The organism is Ralstonia sp. PBBBR1 (genome assembly GCF_002256165.1).
In the GTDB taxonomy this organism is placed as follows: Bacteria; Pseudomonadota; Gammaproteobacteria; order Burkholderiales; family Burkholderiaceae; genus Ralstonia; species Ralstonia thomasii.
On sequence record NZ_NKIL01000010.1, the window covers coordinates 111601 to 127681 of the forward strand.

13 protein-coding genes are annotated in these 16081 nt (G+C 64.0%); 10 read left to right on the plus strand and 3 right to left on the minus strand.

Annotated elements, in window-relative coordinates; all coding sequences use genetic code 11:
* Positions 1-13 precede the first annotated feature (13 nt).
* Both CFE42_RS18735 and CFE42_RS18740 read left to right on the plus strand, forming a co-directional pair.
* A complete protein-coding gene (locus CFE42_RS18735; RefSeq protein ID WP_004633291.1) occupies positions 14-697 on the plus strand; it encodes a C39 family peptidase in 684 nt (227 codons plus the stop codon).
* 45 nt (positions 698-742) lie between these two features.
* Positions 743-1279, plus strand: a complete 537-nt coding sequence (locus CFE42_RS18740; protein ID WP_004633289.1) for a hypothetical protein — start codon at positions 743-745, stop codon at positions 1277-1279.
* A 1-nt stretch (position 1280) separates the two neighbouring features.
* On the opposite strand, the gene CFE42_RS18745 is transcribed toward CFE42_RS18740, so the two are convergent.
* From CFE42_RS18745 to ilvA, 3 genes are all read right to left on the minus strand, one after another.
* Positions 1281-2591: a hypothetical protein gene (locus CFE42_RS18745; RefSeq protein ID WP_004633287.1), complete on the minus strand. Its 1311-nt coding sequence runs from the start codon at positions 2589-2591 to the stop codon at positions 1281-1283.
* 223 nt (positions 2592-2814) lie between these two features.
* Positions 2815-3651 carry an NADPH-dependent 7-cyano-7-deazaguanine reductase QueF gene (gene queF, locus CFE42_RS18750; RefSeq protein WP_004633285.1) on the minus strand — a complete coding sequence of 279 codons (837 nt, stop codon included), beginning with the start codon at positions 3649-3651 and terminating at the stop codon, positions 2815-2817.
* The gene (gene ilvA / locus CFE42_RS18755) at positions 3651-5171 is read right to left on the minus strand and encodes a threonine ammonia-lyase, biosynthetic (protein ID WP_004633283.1); all 1521 of its coding nucleotides are present in this window, start codon (positions 5169-5171) and stop codon (positions 3651-3653) included. The genes queF and ilvA overlap by 1 nt, the downstream gene beginning before the upstream one ends.
* A gap of 142 nt (positions 5172-5313) precedes the next feature.
* Here ilvA and CFE42_RS18760 point away from each other — a divergent pair, with 142 nt between their 5' ends.
* The 8 genes from CFE42_RS18760 (at position 5314) to ubiE (ending at position 16021) form a co-directional block, all read left to right on the plus strand.
* Positions 5314-6231, plus strand: a complete 918-nt coding sequence (locus tag CFE42_RS18760; RefSeq protein ID WP_004633281.1) for an ion channel — start codon at positions 5314-5316, stop codon at positions 6229-6231.
* Between the two features lie 31 nt (positions 6232-6262).
* A complete protein-coding gene (locus tag CFE42_RS18765) occupies positions 6263-7510 on the plus strand; it encodes a nucleoside recognition domain-containing protein (RefSeq protein ID WP_004633278.1) in 1248 nt (415 codons plus the stop codon).
* 57 nt (positions 7511-7567) lie between these two features.
* Positions 7568-8149, plus strand: a complete 582-nt coding sequence (locus tag CFE42_RS18770; protein ID WP_004633276.1) for a YqaA family protein — start codon at positions 7568-7570, stop codon at positions 8147-8149.
* Positions 8150-8350: 201 nt separating this feature from the next.
* On the plus strand, positions 8351-12388 hold the full coding sequence (locus tag CFE42_RS18775; protein ID WP_004633273.1) for an FAD/FMN-binding oxidoreductase: 4038 nt from the start codon (positions 8351-8353) through the stop codon (positions 12386-12388).
* Between the two features lie 2 nt (positions 12389-12390).
* On the plus strand, positions 12391-12828 hold the full coding sequence (locus CFE42_RS18780; protein ID WP_004633271.1) for an HIT family protein: 438 nt from the start codon (positions 12391-12393) through the stop codon (positions 12826-12828).
* A 114-nt stretch (positions 12829-12942) separates the two neighbouring features.
* Positions 12943-14787, plus strand: coding sequence for an ABC transporter ATP-binding protein/permease (locus CFE42_RS18785; RefSeq protein WP_004633269.1), 1845 nt, complete (start codon positions 12943-12945; stop codon positions 14785-14787).
* Positions 14788-14818: 31 nt separating this feature from the next.
* Positions 14819-15235 (plus strand): DUF971 domain-containing protein, encoded by a 417-nt coding sequence (locus tag CFE42_RS18790; protein ID WP_004633267.1) that lies wholly within the window; start codon positions 14819-14821, stop codon positions 15233-15235.
* Between the two features lie 54 nt (positions 15236-15289).
* A complete protein-coding gene (gene ubiE / locus CFE42_RS18795; RefSeq protein ID WP_004633265.1) occupies positions 15290-16021 on the plus strand; it encodes a bifunctional demethylmenaquinone methyltransferase/2-methoxy-6-polyprenyl-1,4-benzoquinol methylase UbiE in 732 nt (243 codons plus the stop codon).
* The last annotated feature ends 60 nt before the right edge of the window (positions 16022-16081 follow it).

Sequence of the window (16081 nt, forward strand, 5' to 3'; positions counted from 1 at the left end):
TGAGAAGGGCGGAATGATGCGCAAGACGTTCGGAGCAGTGCTGGTGGCACTGATTTGCGGGCCCGCGTTGGCGGGCACGATCGACATGCTCGGCACGGGCGGCGGCACGTATGCCATGCCGGTGACGAGCATGAAGGCCGCGCGCTATCTGCGTACCGTGCATCAGCGTTTCGACTTCAGTTGTGGGTCCGCTGCGGTGGCGACACTGCTCACGTATCAGTACGGCTATCCGGTGAGCGAGCAGACCGTGTTCCAGGCCATGTACGAGCATGGCAACCAGGAGAAGATCCGGCGAGAAGGCTTTTCGCTGCTCGACATCAAACGCTATCTGGCATCTCTGGGCTTTGAGGCCGATGGTTTCGAGCAGCCGCTGGATGCATTGAAGGGCGCCCACCTGCCGGCCATCGTGTTGTTGACCGAGAACGGCTATCACCACTTTGTGGTGGTCAAGGGCGTACAGGAAGGGCGTGTGCTGGTGGGCGATCCGGCCATGGGCACGCGTGCGATTCCGCGTGCGAGTTTCGAGAGCATGTGGGACAACCATTTGCTGTTCGTTGTCCATAACCGCGAGGCGGGGGCGACGTTCAACGCCTCATCGGATTGGCGCGTGGCACCGCGTGCACCGCTGGAGGAAGGCATGGACCGCAGCGGCCTGGGAAACATCGTCGTTCCCAAGCATGGTCCGTCCGACTTCTGAGCATCGTTGGCGCGTGACATTCCGGTAGTCGGGCAGGAGGGCATCATGAAGCGGTTTGGCAAGGTGGCGTGGGCCGCTGGATGGTTCGCGCTGGCTGCGGCCGGGCATGCGTGTGCGGCCGGCATGGGCGGCATGGACAACAATCCGGTCCATGCCTGGCAGGCCGTGTCCGAAGACAAGCTCGACGACATGCGCGGCGGGTTTGATGTGCCCTCGCTCGCGGGGTTGCGCATTTCGTTCGGCATCGACCGTGCGGTCTTCATCAACGGCGACCTGGTGGCGAGTGCATCGGTCAATATTCCCGATGTGGCACGCATGACGACCACGCAGGCGCAGCAACTGGCCTCGGTGGTCAATACGGTCAACATCGTGCAGAACGGTCCAAACAATGTCGCTCCGCCCGATGTGGCGACGGGGGGGGCAGCGGCAGCCACGGTCATCCAGAACAGCCTGAACAACCAGACGCTGCAGGCGGTGACGACCATCAATGCGGCGGTCAACAGCTTGCCGCAGTTCCGTCAGATGAATCTCTCCAACGTGCTGCAAGGCGCGTTGGCCAACGTCGTCACCATGCTGCACTGAGCTAGAACTGGATCGGCAGGCGCAGCGTGACGGTCAGGTCCGGCGTGTCACGCGTCAGGCCCGCACCCACCGACAGGTTCAGCGCCATCTTGGGTGAGAGCCGGTACGAATAGCCGACCAGCAAGGTGCCGAGAATCGTGCGCACAGAACCCGGCACGCGCTGGCCGTTTTGCGTGGTCGGCCCGATGATGCTCTGGTCGTAGCCGATAGAGAACGACGCCTTCTCGTTCAGCGCCAGCCCCATGCCGAAGTTCAGGCCGATGATGTCGCCGGCCTTCACGTTGCCCAGGAACTGCTTCGAGCCGTCCACCAGGTTCAGACTGACGTCCTTGCGCTCGAAGTTGTGCAGGTAGCTGATGCTGCCGAAGAAAACCGCCGGGTCCGTCGGGAACAGCCACGTCAGCCCTGGCTGTACGGCGAAGAAGCCCGAGCCCGTCGGCTGTTGCAGAGGCAGGCCGGTGCCCGTGGTATTGCTCACACAGCGTGTCACGCAATCGGTGGTGACTTCAAACGGATCCTTGCCGGTGCGCGTCTTGAAGCGCAGCCAGCCGATGTAGAACGGCTTGTCGACCCCGCCTGCATTGATCTGGTAGCGCGCAGTCAGCTCCACGTCGCCGATGCCGTGTCCGTGCGAGCTGAAGGCGTTGTCCGTCGCCGTGCCGGTGAACAGCTCGCGGCTGACGGTGTCGCTCTTGCTGTAGACATAGGGCACCCGCGCCTCCAGCTCCCAGCGCCGCGCGAGGCCGTAGCGCATCGCCACCGTGCCGGTCAGCGTGGTGGTCTTCACCTGCCGTACGTCGATCAGCCCGATCAGCAGCGCGGGGATGATGGTGTAGCCCACCAGCGCCACGCGGTCCGACGACGAATACGCCATCTGAAATGACGGCTCGACAACAACCTTGCCCGGCGGTGTGAGTGCGCTGGGCTCGTCGAAAATCTGCGCGATGCGTGGCGGCCGGTCAGGAGGCTCCGGCGGTTTGCCGACAGGCGTGGTTCCGGGCTGGTCGTTCTGCGCGAGTTCCACGGCGTCGCCTGCCGCGCCGGGAGCACCGGCACCGCGCACGGTGTCGAGTCGGCCCTCACTCATGCCGAGCGCGCGCCGCATGTGCCGCAGATGGGTTTCCTGTTGCTGGATCGAGCGCTTGAGTTCCTGCAGGCGCGCTTGCGTATCGGCAAGCTCGCGCTGCAGCGCTTCCAGGCTGGGTGGCTTGTCGTCCACCGGCTCGTTGGTCTGTGCAAGTGCCGACCTGCCACATAGCAGCAGGCATGCGCACGCAACCGCGCGAAGCGGCCCCCATGGTGCGTTCTTCATGGCAATGTCCCCGTCGAGAGCGCCCTGTCCACGAAAGGGGATGGGCCCTTCACGATTTCCCCCGGGCGGCGTACTGCGGATACCACTATAGGCGAGCGGGCGGGAAACGATAGGGCGCTGGCGTCCACAAAACGGACGAGGCCGAAATGCCCGTTTGGTGGATCGCTCAGGCAAGAAAAAAGGCGCCCAAAGGCGCCTTGCGTGTTTTGCTCGACGTCAGCGCTTACTGACGTGCATTACGCAAGTTGTCCGGCCACGGTGTGTTGTAGTTTGTGCGGAACGGATTGATGTCCAGCCCGCCGCGACGTGTGTAGCGCGCATACACGGCCAGCTTGACCGGGCGGCACTGGCGCAGGATGTCGGTAAAGATCCGCTCCACACACTGCTCGTGAAATTCATTGTGTTCGCGGAACGAGATCAGATACTTCAGCAGTGCTTCCTGGTTGATCGGCGCGCCCACGTAGCGGATCTGCACGCTGCCCCAGTCCGGCTGGCCCGTCACCAGGCAGTTGGACTTCAGCAGGTGCGACACCAGCGTTTCTTCCACCGGGCTTTCTTCCTCATCGGCATGTAGCAGCTCGGGCGTGGGCTGGTAGACATCTGTTTCGATGTCCAGGCGGTCGAGCAGCAGGCCATCGAGTTCGCCCATCTTCTGCCGCGCGAACTCTTCCTGCGTGACGATGCGCACCTGCACCGGCGCGCCGCATGCTTCCGACAGATCGTGGTGGATCAACTGCTGCAGCGCCTCGTGCGACGCCACCTTCGTCTGGTTGAACGAATTCAGATACAGCTTGAACGACTTCGATTCAACGATGTTGGGCGAATCCGCCGGCACGATCACGGTGCCCAGCGCCACCTGCGGCTTGCCGCGCAGGTTCAGCCACGACAGCTCGTACAGGTTCCAGAGGTCCACGCCGAAGAAGGGCAGCGGCGTGCCGGCGGCGAGGCCGATCTCGTCGCGCTTGCCCTGGCGCGGAATCGGAAACAGCAGGTGCGGGTCGTACTCCGTCTTGTAGGCGGACGTCTTGCCCAGCGGCGAATGTTCGGGTTGGTTGCTCATCACAAAAACAGGCTGTAGACGGGGTTCTCGCTTTCGTCCCAATAGGTATAGCCCAGCGTGGCGAGGAACGCCTTGAACTCGCGCTTCTCGTTCTTCGGTACCTGGATGCCGACGAGGATGTTGCTCGAATCCGCGCCTTGGTTACGGTAGTGGAACAGGCTGATGTTCCAGTTCGGGCTCATGCTCGAGAGGAACTTCATCAGCGCGCCCGGCCGCTCGGGAAACTCGAAGCGGTAGAGATGCTCGTTTTCCGCCAGCGGCGAACGCCCACCCACCATGTAGCGGATGTGCTGCTTGGCCAGTTCGTCGTTCGACAGGTCCAGTGTCGGGAAGCCGTGCTTGCGGAAGTTCTCGGCAATCTTGTCGCCTTCTGCGCGCGATGCAATCTGCACGCCCACAAAGATGTGCGCGGCGTCCTTGCTGGCAATGCGGTAGTTGAACTCCGTCACGTTGCGCGACCAGCCGACCAGTTCGCAGAAGCGCTTGAAGCTGCCGCGCTCTTCCGGAATCGTCACGGCAAACACGGCTTCACGCGCCTCGCCCACTTCGGCGCGCTCGGCCACGAAGCGCAGGCGGTCGAAGTTCATGTTCGCGCCGCTGGCCACGGCCACGAGCGATTCGTTTTTCAGCTGATGCGTCTCGGCATACTGCTTGAGGCCGGCCAGCGCCAGCGCGCCCGACGGCTCCAGCAGGCTGCGCGTGTCCTGGAACACGTCCTTGAGCGCCGCGCAGATGGCATCCGTATCCACGGTGATGATCTCGTCGACGAGTTCGCGCGTGAGGCGGAACGTTTCCTTGCCGACGAGCTTCACTGCCGTGCCGTCAGCAAACAGGCCCACCTCCTTCAGTTCGACGCGCTTGCCGGCGGCCACCGAGCGCGCCATCGCGTCGGAATCCACGCTTTGCACGCCGATCACCTTGACGTCCGGCCGCACGGCCTTCACGTACGCCGCAATGCCCGAGATCAGCCCACCGCCGCCGATCGAGCAAAAGATCGCATGGATCGGCTGCGGATGCTGGCGCAGGATTTCCATGGCGATCGTGCCCTGGCCGGCAATCACTTCCGGATCGTCGAACGGGTGAACGAAGGTGTAGCCATGTTTTTCCTGCAGCTTGGCGGCGTGGTTGTAGGCGTCGGAATAGCTTTCACCGTGCAGCACAACGTCGACCCAATCGCCGCCGCGCGAGCGCACGCCGTCAATCTTCAACTGCGGCGTCGTCACTGGCATGCAGATCACCGCCTTGCATTCCATGCGCGCCGCGCTGAACGCCACGCCCTGCGCGTGGTTGCCCGCCGATGCCGTAATTACCCCGCGCTTGCGCTCGGCCGGCGTGAGCGAGGCCATCTTGTTGTAGGCGCCGCGCAGCTTGAACGAGAACACCGGCTGGTCATCCTCGCGCTTGAGGTAGACGCGGTTGCCGGTGCGCACTGACAGGTTGGGCGCGAACTTCAGCTCGGTTTCCACCGCGACGTCATAGACCTTCGCAGTCAGGATTTTCTTGAGGTAATCGATGGCCATGGTGCGGACCGGGTTGGACGTGAACAGAGCCCGTAAGCCTATCACGCGGCGCCTGGCCCGCCTTGCCGGACTGGCGTGCCGGTCGGTACACTGCCCCGGCCGTACCCGGGCGGGCACGGCGCATCATCGGCGAGAGGCCTCCATGAACACCCCGTCGTCTTCCTCCGGGCGTGCCGGGCGCGCGCGCCGGGGCCGCAAAGTCTGGTCCGGCACGCAGCACGTCATCGCCTACGGCATGCCGCCGCTGGGCTGGCGCGACCTCTATCACCACGCGCTGGAGGTCAACTGGCCGACCTTCTTTGCGCTGCTGGCCACGTTGTTCCTGGCGCTCAATGCCGTATTCGCGGGGCTGTATTCGCTCGGCGACGGCGCGATCGCGAACCAGTCGCCGCCGGGTTTCGTGGGGGCGTTCTTCTTCAGCGTCGAGACCCTGGCCACCGTCGGCTACGGCGACATGCACCCGCAAACGCTCTACGCCCACGTCATCGCCACGCTGGAGATCTTCATCGGCATGTCGGGCATTGCCATGGCGACGGGCCTGGTGTTTGCCCGCTTCTCTCGCCCGCGCGCCAAGATCATGTTTGCGCGCAACGTTGTTGTGCGGCCGCTCAACGGCAAATCCACGCTGATGCTGCGCGCCGCCAATGCGCGCCAGAACGTCATCGCCGAGGCCACCGCCCGGCTGCGCCTGATGCAGGACGAGGTCTCGCCCGAGGGCTACTCGATCTACAAGATCCACGACCTGAAACTTGAGCGCAGCGAGCACCCGATCTTCCTGCTGGGCTGGGTGATGATGCATGTCATCGATGAAGCCAGCCCGCTGCACGGCGCCACCGCGGAATCGCTTGCTGCGGGTGATGCCTTGCTGCTGCTCACCATCGAGGGCGCCGACGAGACCGCTGCGCAGACCGTGCAGGCACGCTATTCCTGGCGGCACGACGAGATCCGCTGGAACCATCGCTATGCCGACCTCATCCGCGACGAGGGCGGCGTCACATCGGTCGACTACGACAACTTTCACCTGATCCACCCGATCGAGACGCCCCCGCAGGCACAATGACCGGCTTGTCCGATCCCAACGCGCAACCCCCGTGGCCCTGAATCTCGTCTGGCTCGCCTTCTTTCTTGTCGCCTTCGTTACCGCATGCGTGCAGGTGGTGCAGGGCGACATGGAAGTCTTCTCCCGCATGCTGACCGGCATGTTCGATGCCGCGCGCACCGGCTTCGAAATCGCGATCGGCCTGACCGGCATGATGGCGCTGTGGCTGGGCATCATGCGCGTGGGCGAGCGCGCCGGCGTGGTCGATCTGTTCGCGCGCCTCGTGAACCCGCTGATGCGGCACCTGTTTCCTTCCGTGCCCGCCGGCCACCCCGCCAACGGCGCGATGATGATGAACGTGTCGGCCAACGTGCTCGGGCTGGATAACGCCGCCACGCCGCTCGGCCTGCAGGCCATGCGCGAGCTGCAGCAGATCAATCCGCAGCCGCAACGCGCCAGCGATGCGCAGTTGATGTTCGTGGTGCTCAACACAGCGGGGGTGACGCTGGTGCCCACCTCCGTCATCGCCATCCGCCAGGCCATGGCCGTCAAGCAGGGCCTGGTCGGTTTCAATGCGGCTGACATCTTCCTGCCGACCTTGCTGTCCACGTTCATCGGCTTCTGCGCGGGCATCGCGGCGGTGGCGTGGTATCAGCGGATCAACCTGTTCAAGCCTGCCCTGCTGGCGTATTTCGGGGGCTTTGTCGCGACGATGGGGTTGCTGTTTGCGTGGCTGCGCCAGTTTCCGCCGCAGCAGATGGCGGCGTGGATCGGCCTGATCGGCGCGGGTGCCATCCTGACCATTGTCGTGGCGTTCCTGGTCTGCGGGGCCATTCGCCGCATCAACGTTTACGAAACCTTTGTCGATGGCGCCAAGGACGGCTTCCAGGTGGCGATCGGCATCGTGCCGTATCTGGTGGCGGTGCTCGTGGGCATCGCCGTGTTTCGCGCGGCGGGGTGCATGGATTTCCTGATGCAGGGGCTTTCCGTGCTGTTCGCGCACCTCGGCATCGACACGCGCTTTGTGCCGGCGCTGCCCGTAGGGCTAATGAAGACGTTGTCGGGCGCCGGCGCGCGCGGCCTGATGGTCGACGTGATGACCACCTACGGCGTCGATTCCTTCCAGGGCAAGCTGGCCGCCATCATCCAGGGCTCGACCGAGACCACGTTCTACGTGCTGGCCGTGTATTTCGGCAGCGTCGGCATCAAGGACACGCGTTACGCGCTGGCCTGCGGGCTGTGGGCCGACCTGGTCGGGCTGATCGGCGCCGTGCTTGTTGCCTATCTGTTCTTCGCCTGACCGGCTAGGGCGGCCCCCAAGCGACGCCGCGGCCGCTCGCACTCTACAATCGATCGCATGGAACAGTGGATCGACACGCTTTTTGCCACGCTCGCCCTGCCAAAGGTCGGGCTGCCCGCCATCTTCGTCGTCAGTTTCATTTCGGCGACGCTCTTGCCGCTGGGCTCAGAGCCCGCCGTGTTTGCTTACATCAAGCTCAATCCGGAGATGTTCTGGCCGGCCATCATTGTCGCCACGCTCGGCAACACGCTGGGCGGCGTGGTCGACTGGTGGATGGGCTACGCGGCCAAGCTGGCGCTGGTGCGCTACCACCTGGGGCGCCGCCGCCGGCAGCACAACGTCGAGCACGCCCATCACGTGCCGCACCCCAAGCGCCACCGTGAACCTCCGCTCGACAAGAAGTACTTCCGCTGGATGCGCCGCATCGGGCCGGTGTCGCTGCTGGTGTCGTGGCTGCCGGGCATCGGCGATCCGCTGTGCACGCTGGCCGGCTGGCTGCGCCTGAAGTTCTGGCCGAGCGTCATGTACATGGCGATCGGCAAATTCCTGCGCTATCTGGCGATGACAGCAGCGCTCATGACCTTGCCCGACGGCTTCTGGCACGGCATCCTGGGCTGGATCAAGAGCGTGATGATGTGACGTTTGCGTGGCGTTCGGCGCACTCGATCAGGCCTGCGCTTTTCGCAAGCCATTGAAAACGCGATGGTTTTGCCGCCCATATCACCGGCAGGGATACCGTTGCTGCGACGCATCAACGGCGCGCGTTGCAGTACAATCGCCCTTTAAAGACCGCGCGGCTTGAGCCCTCTTTGCCGCGCCCTCCCTCCCGAGCGGCACGCCATGAATGCCCCACTTCTGATCGACGCCAAACTCACGGCGCAGGACGCTGCGCCCCGGCTGCGCGAGATTCCCTACAACTACACCTCGTTCTCGGATCGGGAAATCGTCATCCGTCTGCTGGGCGAGTCTGCGTGGCAGATTCTGGACGAACTGCGGGCCGAGCGTCGCACCGGCCGGTCGGCACGCATGCTGTACGAAGTGCTGGGCGATGTGTGGGTAGTTCGCCGCAACCCATATCTGCAGGACGACCTGCTCGACAACCCGAAGCGCCGGCAGATGCTGATCGACGCACTCAATCACCGCCTGGCGGAGATCGAGAAGCGCCGCGTGGCCGACCACGATTCGCACCACGACCCCGTGGGTGACGAGCGCGCCAGCAAGGTCGAGCAACTGGTCGTGCATGCCCGCCGCGCCGTCAAGGCATTCCAGGAAGAATTCGCCCAGGTGTACGACCTGCGCCGCCGCGCCCAGAAAGTGCTCGGCCGCGTCACCGCGAAGGACAACATCAAGTTCGACGGCCTGTCGCGCGTGTCGCACGTGACAGACGCCACCGACTGGCGGGTCGAGTATCCGTTCGTCGTGCTCACGCCTGATACGGAAGAAGAGATCGCCGGCATCGTCAAGGGCTGCTTCGAACTGGGTCTGACCATCATCCCGCGCGGAGGCGGTACCGGCTATACCGGCGGCGCCGTGCCGCTCACGCCGTTCTCGGCCGTCATCAATACGGAAAAGCTCGAGCGCCTGGATGCGGTTGAGATGACCGACCTGCCGGGCGTTGACCATCCCGTGGCGACCATCTATTCGGGCGCCGGCGTGGTCACGCGCCGCGTGGCCGATGCGGCGGAAAAGGCCGGCCTCGTCTTCGCCGTGGACCCGACCTCGATCGACGCGTCGTGCATCGGCGGCAACGTCGCCATGAACGCGGGCGGCAAGAAGGCGGTGCTGTGGGGCACCGCGCTGGATAACCTCGCCTGGTGGCGCATGGTTGACCCGGACGGCAACTGGCTCGAAGTCACGCGCCTCAATCACAACCTGGGCAAGATCCACGATGCGCCGGTCGTCACCTTCGAGCTGAAGTGGTTCGACGGCAACGCGCCGGTCGGCGCCAAGCTGCTGCGCACCGAGACGCTGACCATCGAAGGCCGCAAGTTCCGCAAGGAAGGCCTCGGCAAGGACGTCACCGACAAGTTCCTGGCGGGCCTGCCCGGCGTGCAGAAGGAAGGCTGCGACGGCATCATCACCAGCGCGCGCTGGATTCTGCACCGCATGCCCAAGTCGATCCGCACCGTGTGCCTGGAGTTCTTCGGCCAGGCACGCGACGCGATCCCCAGCATCGTCGAGATCAAGGATTACCTCGACGCCGAGACCAAGAAACCCGGCGGCGCGATCCTCGCGGGCCTGGAACACCTGGACGAGCGCTACCTGCGCGCGGTCGGCTACGCCACCAAGAGCAAGCGCAACGCGTTCCCGAAGATGGTGCTGATCGGCGACATCGTCGGGGATGACGATGACGCCGTGGCGCGCGCCACGTCGGAGGTGATTCGCCTGGCCAACGGCAAGAGCGGCGAAGGTTTCGTGGCCGTAAGCCCCGAGGCACGCAAGAAGTTCTGGCTCGACCGCTCGCGCACGGCAGCGATTGCCAAGCACACCAACGCCTTCAAGATCAATGAAGACGTGGTGATTCCGCTCAATCGCATGGGCGAGTACACCGACGGCATCGAGCGCATCAACATCGAGCTCTCGATCAAGAGCAAGCTCAAGCTGACCGACGCGCTGCTCGATTTCTTTGCCGGCAGCAACCTGCCGCTGGGCCGCACCGACGATGCCAACGAGATCCCCAGCGCCGAACTGCTGGAAGACCGCGTGCAACAGGCGCAGCAACTGCTGCGTGCCACGCGTGCACGTTGGCAATACCTGCTGGATCATCTGGACACGCCCGTTACCACGGCGCGCGCGAGCCTCATCGGCGTTGGCCTGGGCTACCTCGCGCAGACCATCGATGACCGTCTGGTGAATCAGCCTGACGCCAACCTGTTCCACCTGCTGCAGGATCGGACGATCCGCGTGTCGTGGAAGGCGGAGATCCGTGCCGAGCTGCGCAAAATCTTCAACGGCGGCGAGTTCAAGCCGATCCTCGACGAGGCGCAGGCGATCCACAAGAAAGTGCTGCGCGGCCGCGTGTTCGTCGCGCTGCACATGCACGCCGGCGACGGCAACGTGCACACCAACATCCCCGTCAACTCGGATGACTACGACATGCTGCAGGACGCCCATAAGGCGGTGGCCCGCATCATGACGCTGGCGCGTTCACTGGACGGCGTGATTTCAGGCGAGCACGGCATCGGCATCACCAAGCTGGAATTCCTCACCGACGAAGAGATCGCCGACTTTGCTGCCTACAAGCGCCGCGTCGATCCGAACGGCCGCTTCAACAAGGGCAAGCTGCTGCGCGACATCAATGATCCGCAAGGGCTGGCCGCCGACCTGCGCAACGCCTATACGCCGTCGTTCGGCCTGATGGGGCACGAGTCGATCATCATGCAGCAGAGCGACATCGGCGCCATCTCGGAGTCGATCAAGGACTGCCTGCGTTGCGGCAAGTGCAAGCCGGTGTGCGCCACGCACGTGCCGCGCGCCAACCTGCTGTACAGCCCGCGCAACAAGATTCTTGCGACCTCGCTGCTCATTGAGGCCTTCCTGTACGAAGAACAGACGCGCCGCGGCGTGTCGGTCAAACACTGGGAAGAGTTTGCCGACGTGGGCGACCACTGCACGGTCTGCCACAAGTGCGTGACGCCGTGCCCGGTCAAGATCGACTTCGGCGATGTATCGATGAACATGCGCAACCTGCTGCGCAAGATGGGGCAGAAGAAGTTCAACCCCGGCACCGCAGCGGCGATGTTCTACCTGAACGCGACTAACCCGGAGACCATCAACTTCACGCGCAAGGTGATGTTTGACTGGGGCTACAAGGCGCAGCGTCTGGGCAACGACATCCTGAAGAAATTCGCCAAGAAGCAGACCGCACGTCCGCCCGCCACGGTGGGCAAGCCGCCGGTGCGCGAGCAGGTGATCCACTTCATCAACAAGAAGATGCCGGGCAACCTGCCCAAGAAGACCGCGCGTGCGTTGCTGGACATCGAAGACAACGAGATCGTCCCGATCATCCGCAACCCGAAGGCGACCACGCCCGACAGCGAAGCGGTGTTCTACTTCCCGGGCTGCGGCTCGGAGCGGCTGTTCTCGCAGGTGGGCCTGGCCACGCAGGCAATGCTGTGGCACGCCGGCGTGCAAACGGTGCTGCCGCCGGGCTACCTGTGCTGCGGTTATCCGCAGCGCGGCACCGGCCAGTTCGACAAGGCCGAGAAGATCGTCACTGACAACCGCGTGCTGTTCCACCGCGTGGCCAACACGCTCAACTACCTCGACATCAAGACGGTGGTGGTGAGCTGCGGCACTTGCTACGACCAGCTGGCCGGGTATGAATTCGACAAGATCTTCCCGGGTTGCCGGATCATCGACATTCACGAATACCTGCTGGAGAAGGGCGTGAAGATCGACGGTGTGCAAGGCACGCGGTACATGTACCACGACCCTTGCCACACCCCGATCAAGACCATGGACCCCACCAAGCTGGTCAACCAGCTGATGGGCGGCAACATCGGCGCGGATGGCCAGACCCACGCGATCGAGAAGAACGATCGCTGCTGCGGCGAGTCGGGCACGCTGGCGATTTCGCGCCCCGACATTTCCACGCAGGTCCGCTTCCGCAAGGAAGAGGAGATGCAGAAGGGGGCCGACAAGCTGCGTAGCCTTGGCCAGACCAGCGGCCAGGGCGGCGAGGCATTCAACGGCGACGTGAAGATCCTCACGAGCTGCCCGGCGTGTCTGCAGGGCCTGTCGCGCTACACCGAAGATGTTTCGGTGCAGGCTGACTACATCGTGGTCGAGATGGCGCGTCACGTGCTCGGCGAGACCTGGCTGCAGGACTACGTTGCACAGGCCAATGCCGGCGGCATCGAGCGGGTTCTGGTGTGACGATGACCGAACGGGCGCCCGGCTGCGCGCTATGCGAGGCGGACGGCGGCGAGCCCGTCTGGCGTAACGCCAAAGCGCGCGTGGTGCTGGTCGAGCACGCGCGCTTTCCGGGTTTCTGCCGTGTCATCTGGAACGACCACGTGGCCGAACAGACCGATTTGTCCGATAACGATCGCCATTGGCTGATGGAACTCGTCGCCCGCGTTGAGCGTGTGCTGCGCGCCGAACTGGCCCCGGACAAGGTCAACCTCGCCAGCTTCGGCAATTTCGTGCCGCATCTGCACTGGCACGTCATCCCGCGCTATCGGTGGGACACGCATTTTCCAGAAGCCGTGTGGGGGCCCGAGCAGCGCGCGCCCGATAACGAGCGCATGGCCGAGATCACGGCCAAGCTGCCGGCGCTGTCGTACGCACTCCAAGCGGCGCTAGCCGACGCGTGAGCCCGGTCGGCGGTAGCGCCGGGGAACCCTGATAATGCATCGCCGCGTCCTGTGCGGAACCCCTGTGGCGCGCACGACGTCTGATTCCTTTTCTGTTGCGCCAACGCCCTCGCCATGACGACACCGCGCACCGCCGCTACGCCGGATTCCCACAAGGATTCCATCTCCGAACTGACCGTTCACCATGGACGGCTGAATCTCTCGGAGACCTGGCAGCTGATCCGCCCGTACTGGTTTTCGGAAGACCGCCACAAGGCCTGGGGGCTGCTTGCACTGGTGGTCGCCCTGAACCTGTTTCTGGTCTACATGAACGTGCTGTTCACGGACTGGAATCGGCTTTTCTACAATGCGCTCGAGCAGAAGAACTACGGCGAATTCTGGACGCAACTGGGCCGCTTTTCATGGATTGCCGCGTTGCTGATCTTTGGCTCCATCATGCGGTTGTACTACTCGATGATGCTGCAGATGCGGTGGCGGACGTGGATCACCGGTAGCTTCCTCGACGACTGGCTCAGCAAGCAGGCGTTCTACCGCCTGGAACAAACGCACAGCGCTGACAACCCCGACCAACGGATCGCCGACGACCTGCGCAACTTCACCGATGCGACGCTCACCTTGGCGCTGGGTTTCCTGAATTCAGCTGTGACGCTGGTGTCGTTCTTCGGCATCCTCTGGGCGGTGTCGGGGCCGCTGGCGTTCAGCCTGGGCGGACACGACTTCGTGATTCCCGGCTACATGGTGTGGTTTGCGCTGCTGTACTCGATCGTGGGCTCAGTTCTCATCCACTTCGTGGGGCGGCCGCTGATCGGGCTGTCGTTCCAGCAGGAACGTTACGAGGCGTACTTCCGTTTCCTGCTCGTGCGCGTGCGCGAGAACAGCGAAAGCATCGCCCTGTACCGCGGCGAGCCGACCGAAAAAGCCATCCTGCGCGGCCGTTTCGAACGCATCCGCACCAACTGGAACCAGTTGATGGACTACACGCGGCGCCTGACTTTCGCCAGCTCCGGCTATGCGCAGTTCGCCATCATCTTTCCCTTTCTGGTATCGGCGCCGCGCTACTTTGGCGGCACGCTCACGCTGGGCGGAATGATGCAGGTCGCCACGGCGTTCGGCCAGGTACAGGATGCGATGTCGTGGTTTGTCACGAACTACCGCACGCTCGTCACCTGGAAAGCCTCCACCAACCGTCTGATCGAATTCCAGCGCGCCATCCGCGCCGCCGAGCGAGAAGAGGAGCACCGCGCCGGCGTGCGCGATGTCGAGGTCGAAACGGCCGCCGTACCCGCCATCGAAGCCCGCGGCCTCGCGCTGAACCTGCCGAACCGCAAGCCCGAAGACTTGCTGGTCGAACCCTTCGACATGACGCTCGCACGCGGTGAGCGCGTACTCGTCAGCGGCCCGTCGGGCTGCGGCAAAAGCACGCTGGTGCGCGCCGTGGCCGGCATCTGGCCGTATGGCAGTGGCCGCATCGAGGTGCCGGACGGTGCCCGCGTACTGTTCCTGCCGCAGCGCAGCTACCTGCCGTCGGGCACGCTGGCCGATGCGCTGTCGTATCCGGATTTGGCCACCCAGTACACCGCTGAGCGTCTGACCCAGGTGCTGAACGCATGCCGATTGCCGGCACTGGTTGATCTGCTGGACGAGGTCAGCAACTGGAGCCTGCGCCTGTCCCCGGGCGAGCAGCAGCGCCTCGCTTTTGCACGTGCGTTGCTGCAGCGCCCGGATTACCTCTTCCTCGACGAGGCCACCAGCGCGCTCGACGAAGACACCGAGGCCTTCATGTACAGCCTGATGCTCGAATCGATGCCTGATGTGACCATCGTCAGCGTGGCGCACCGCAGCACCGTGGCACGATTCCACCATCGCCGCCTGCGCTACATCCCCGAGGGCGATCCGTTGACTGCGGTAAGCTATCGGGTGGTGGAAGAGCCTGCGCACATGGCGCTGGCGGCTTCCTGAAACACCGTTTTTGACTCGACGAGACGTTTTCATGGCTGGACTTTCCGCCGACACCCCGCACCCCACCGGCATCACCGTGCACACGCAATCGCGTGTGCTACAGATCGCCTTTGCTGATGGCAAGCAGTTCAGCCTGCCGTTCGAATACCTGCGCGTGCTGTCGCCGTCGGCCGAAGTGCAGGGGCATGGGCCCGGCCAGGAAGTGCTGCAGACCGGCAAGCGCGAGGTGGGCATCGTCGGCGTCGAGCCGGTGGGCAATTACGCGATCCGGCCGCTGTTCTCCGACGGCCACGATTCCGGCATCTTCGATTGGGCCTACCTGTACCGCCTCGGCATTGAGCACGGCGCGCTGTGGCAGGCCTATCTCGATCGCCTGGCTGCTGCCGGCGTCGACCGCGACGCTCCGATGGCAGAGAACGCCGGCCACGCCTGCGGCCACAGTCACTGATTCCCGATTCATTTCGCGGCGCCCCTGTGCGCTGCATCCGCATCCCTTTCTGTCATGAGCCAAACCCACTTCGGATTCCAGCAGGTCGATGAGCAGGAAAAGGCCGGCAAGGTTGCCGGCGTGTTTCATTCCGTCGCGAGCAAGTACGACGTGATGAACGACCTGATGTCCGGCGGCCTGCACCGCGTGTGGAAAATGTTCACCATTGCCCAGGCAGCAGTGCGGCCGGGCTACAAGGTGCTCGATATCGCTGGCGGCACGGGTGATCTGGCGAAGGCCTTCGCGCGCCAGGCAGGTCCGACCGGCGAGGTCTGGCTGACCGACATCAACGAGTCGATGCTGCGCGTCGGCCGTGACCGGCTGCTCGATGCTGGCGTGCTCACCCCCACCGCCCTGTGCGACGCCGAGCACATTCCCTTTCCGAATGCTTACTTCGATGTGGTGACAGTGGCATTCGGCTTGCGCAACATGACGCACAAGGATCGCGCGCTCGCGGAAATGCGTCGTGTGGTGAAGCCAGGGGGCAAGGTCATGGTGCTGGAGTTCTCCAAGGTGTGGCAGCCACTGGAGAAGGCCTACGACGTGTACTCGTTCAAGGTGCTACCTTGGTTGGGCAGCAAAGTGGCGGGCGACCCCGAGAGCTATCGTTACCTGGCCGAGTCCATCCGCATGCACCCGGATCAGGAAACGCTCAAGCAGATGATGGAACAGGCCGGATTGGACTCGGTCGAATACTTCAATCTGACAGCAGGTGTCGTGGCTCTGCACGTCGGCCGTCGCCTCTAGGTGTTTTCGTGGTTCCACCAGATGGGCGATGCAGCGCGCTGCGGCGATATGCCACGATCC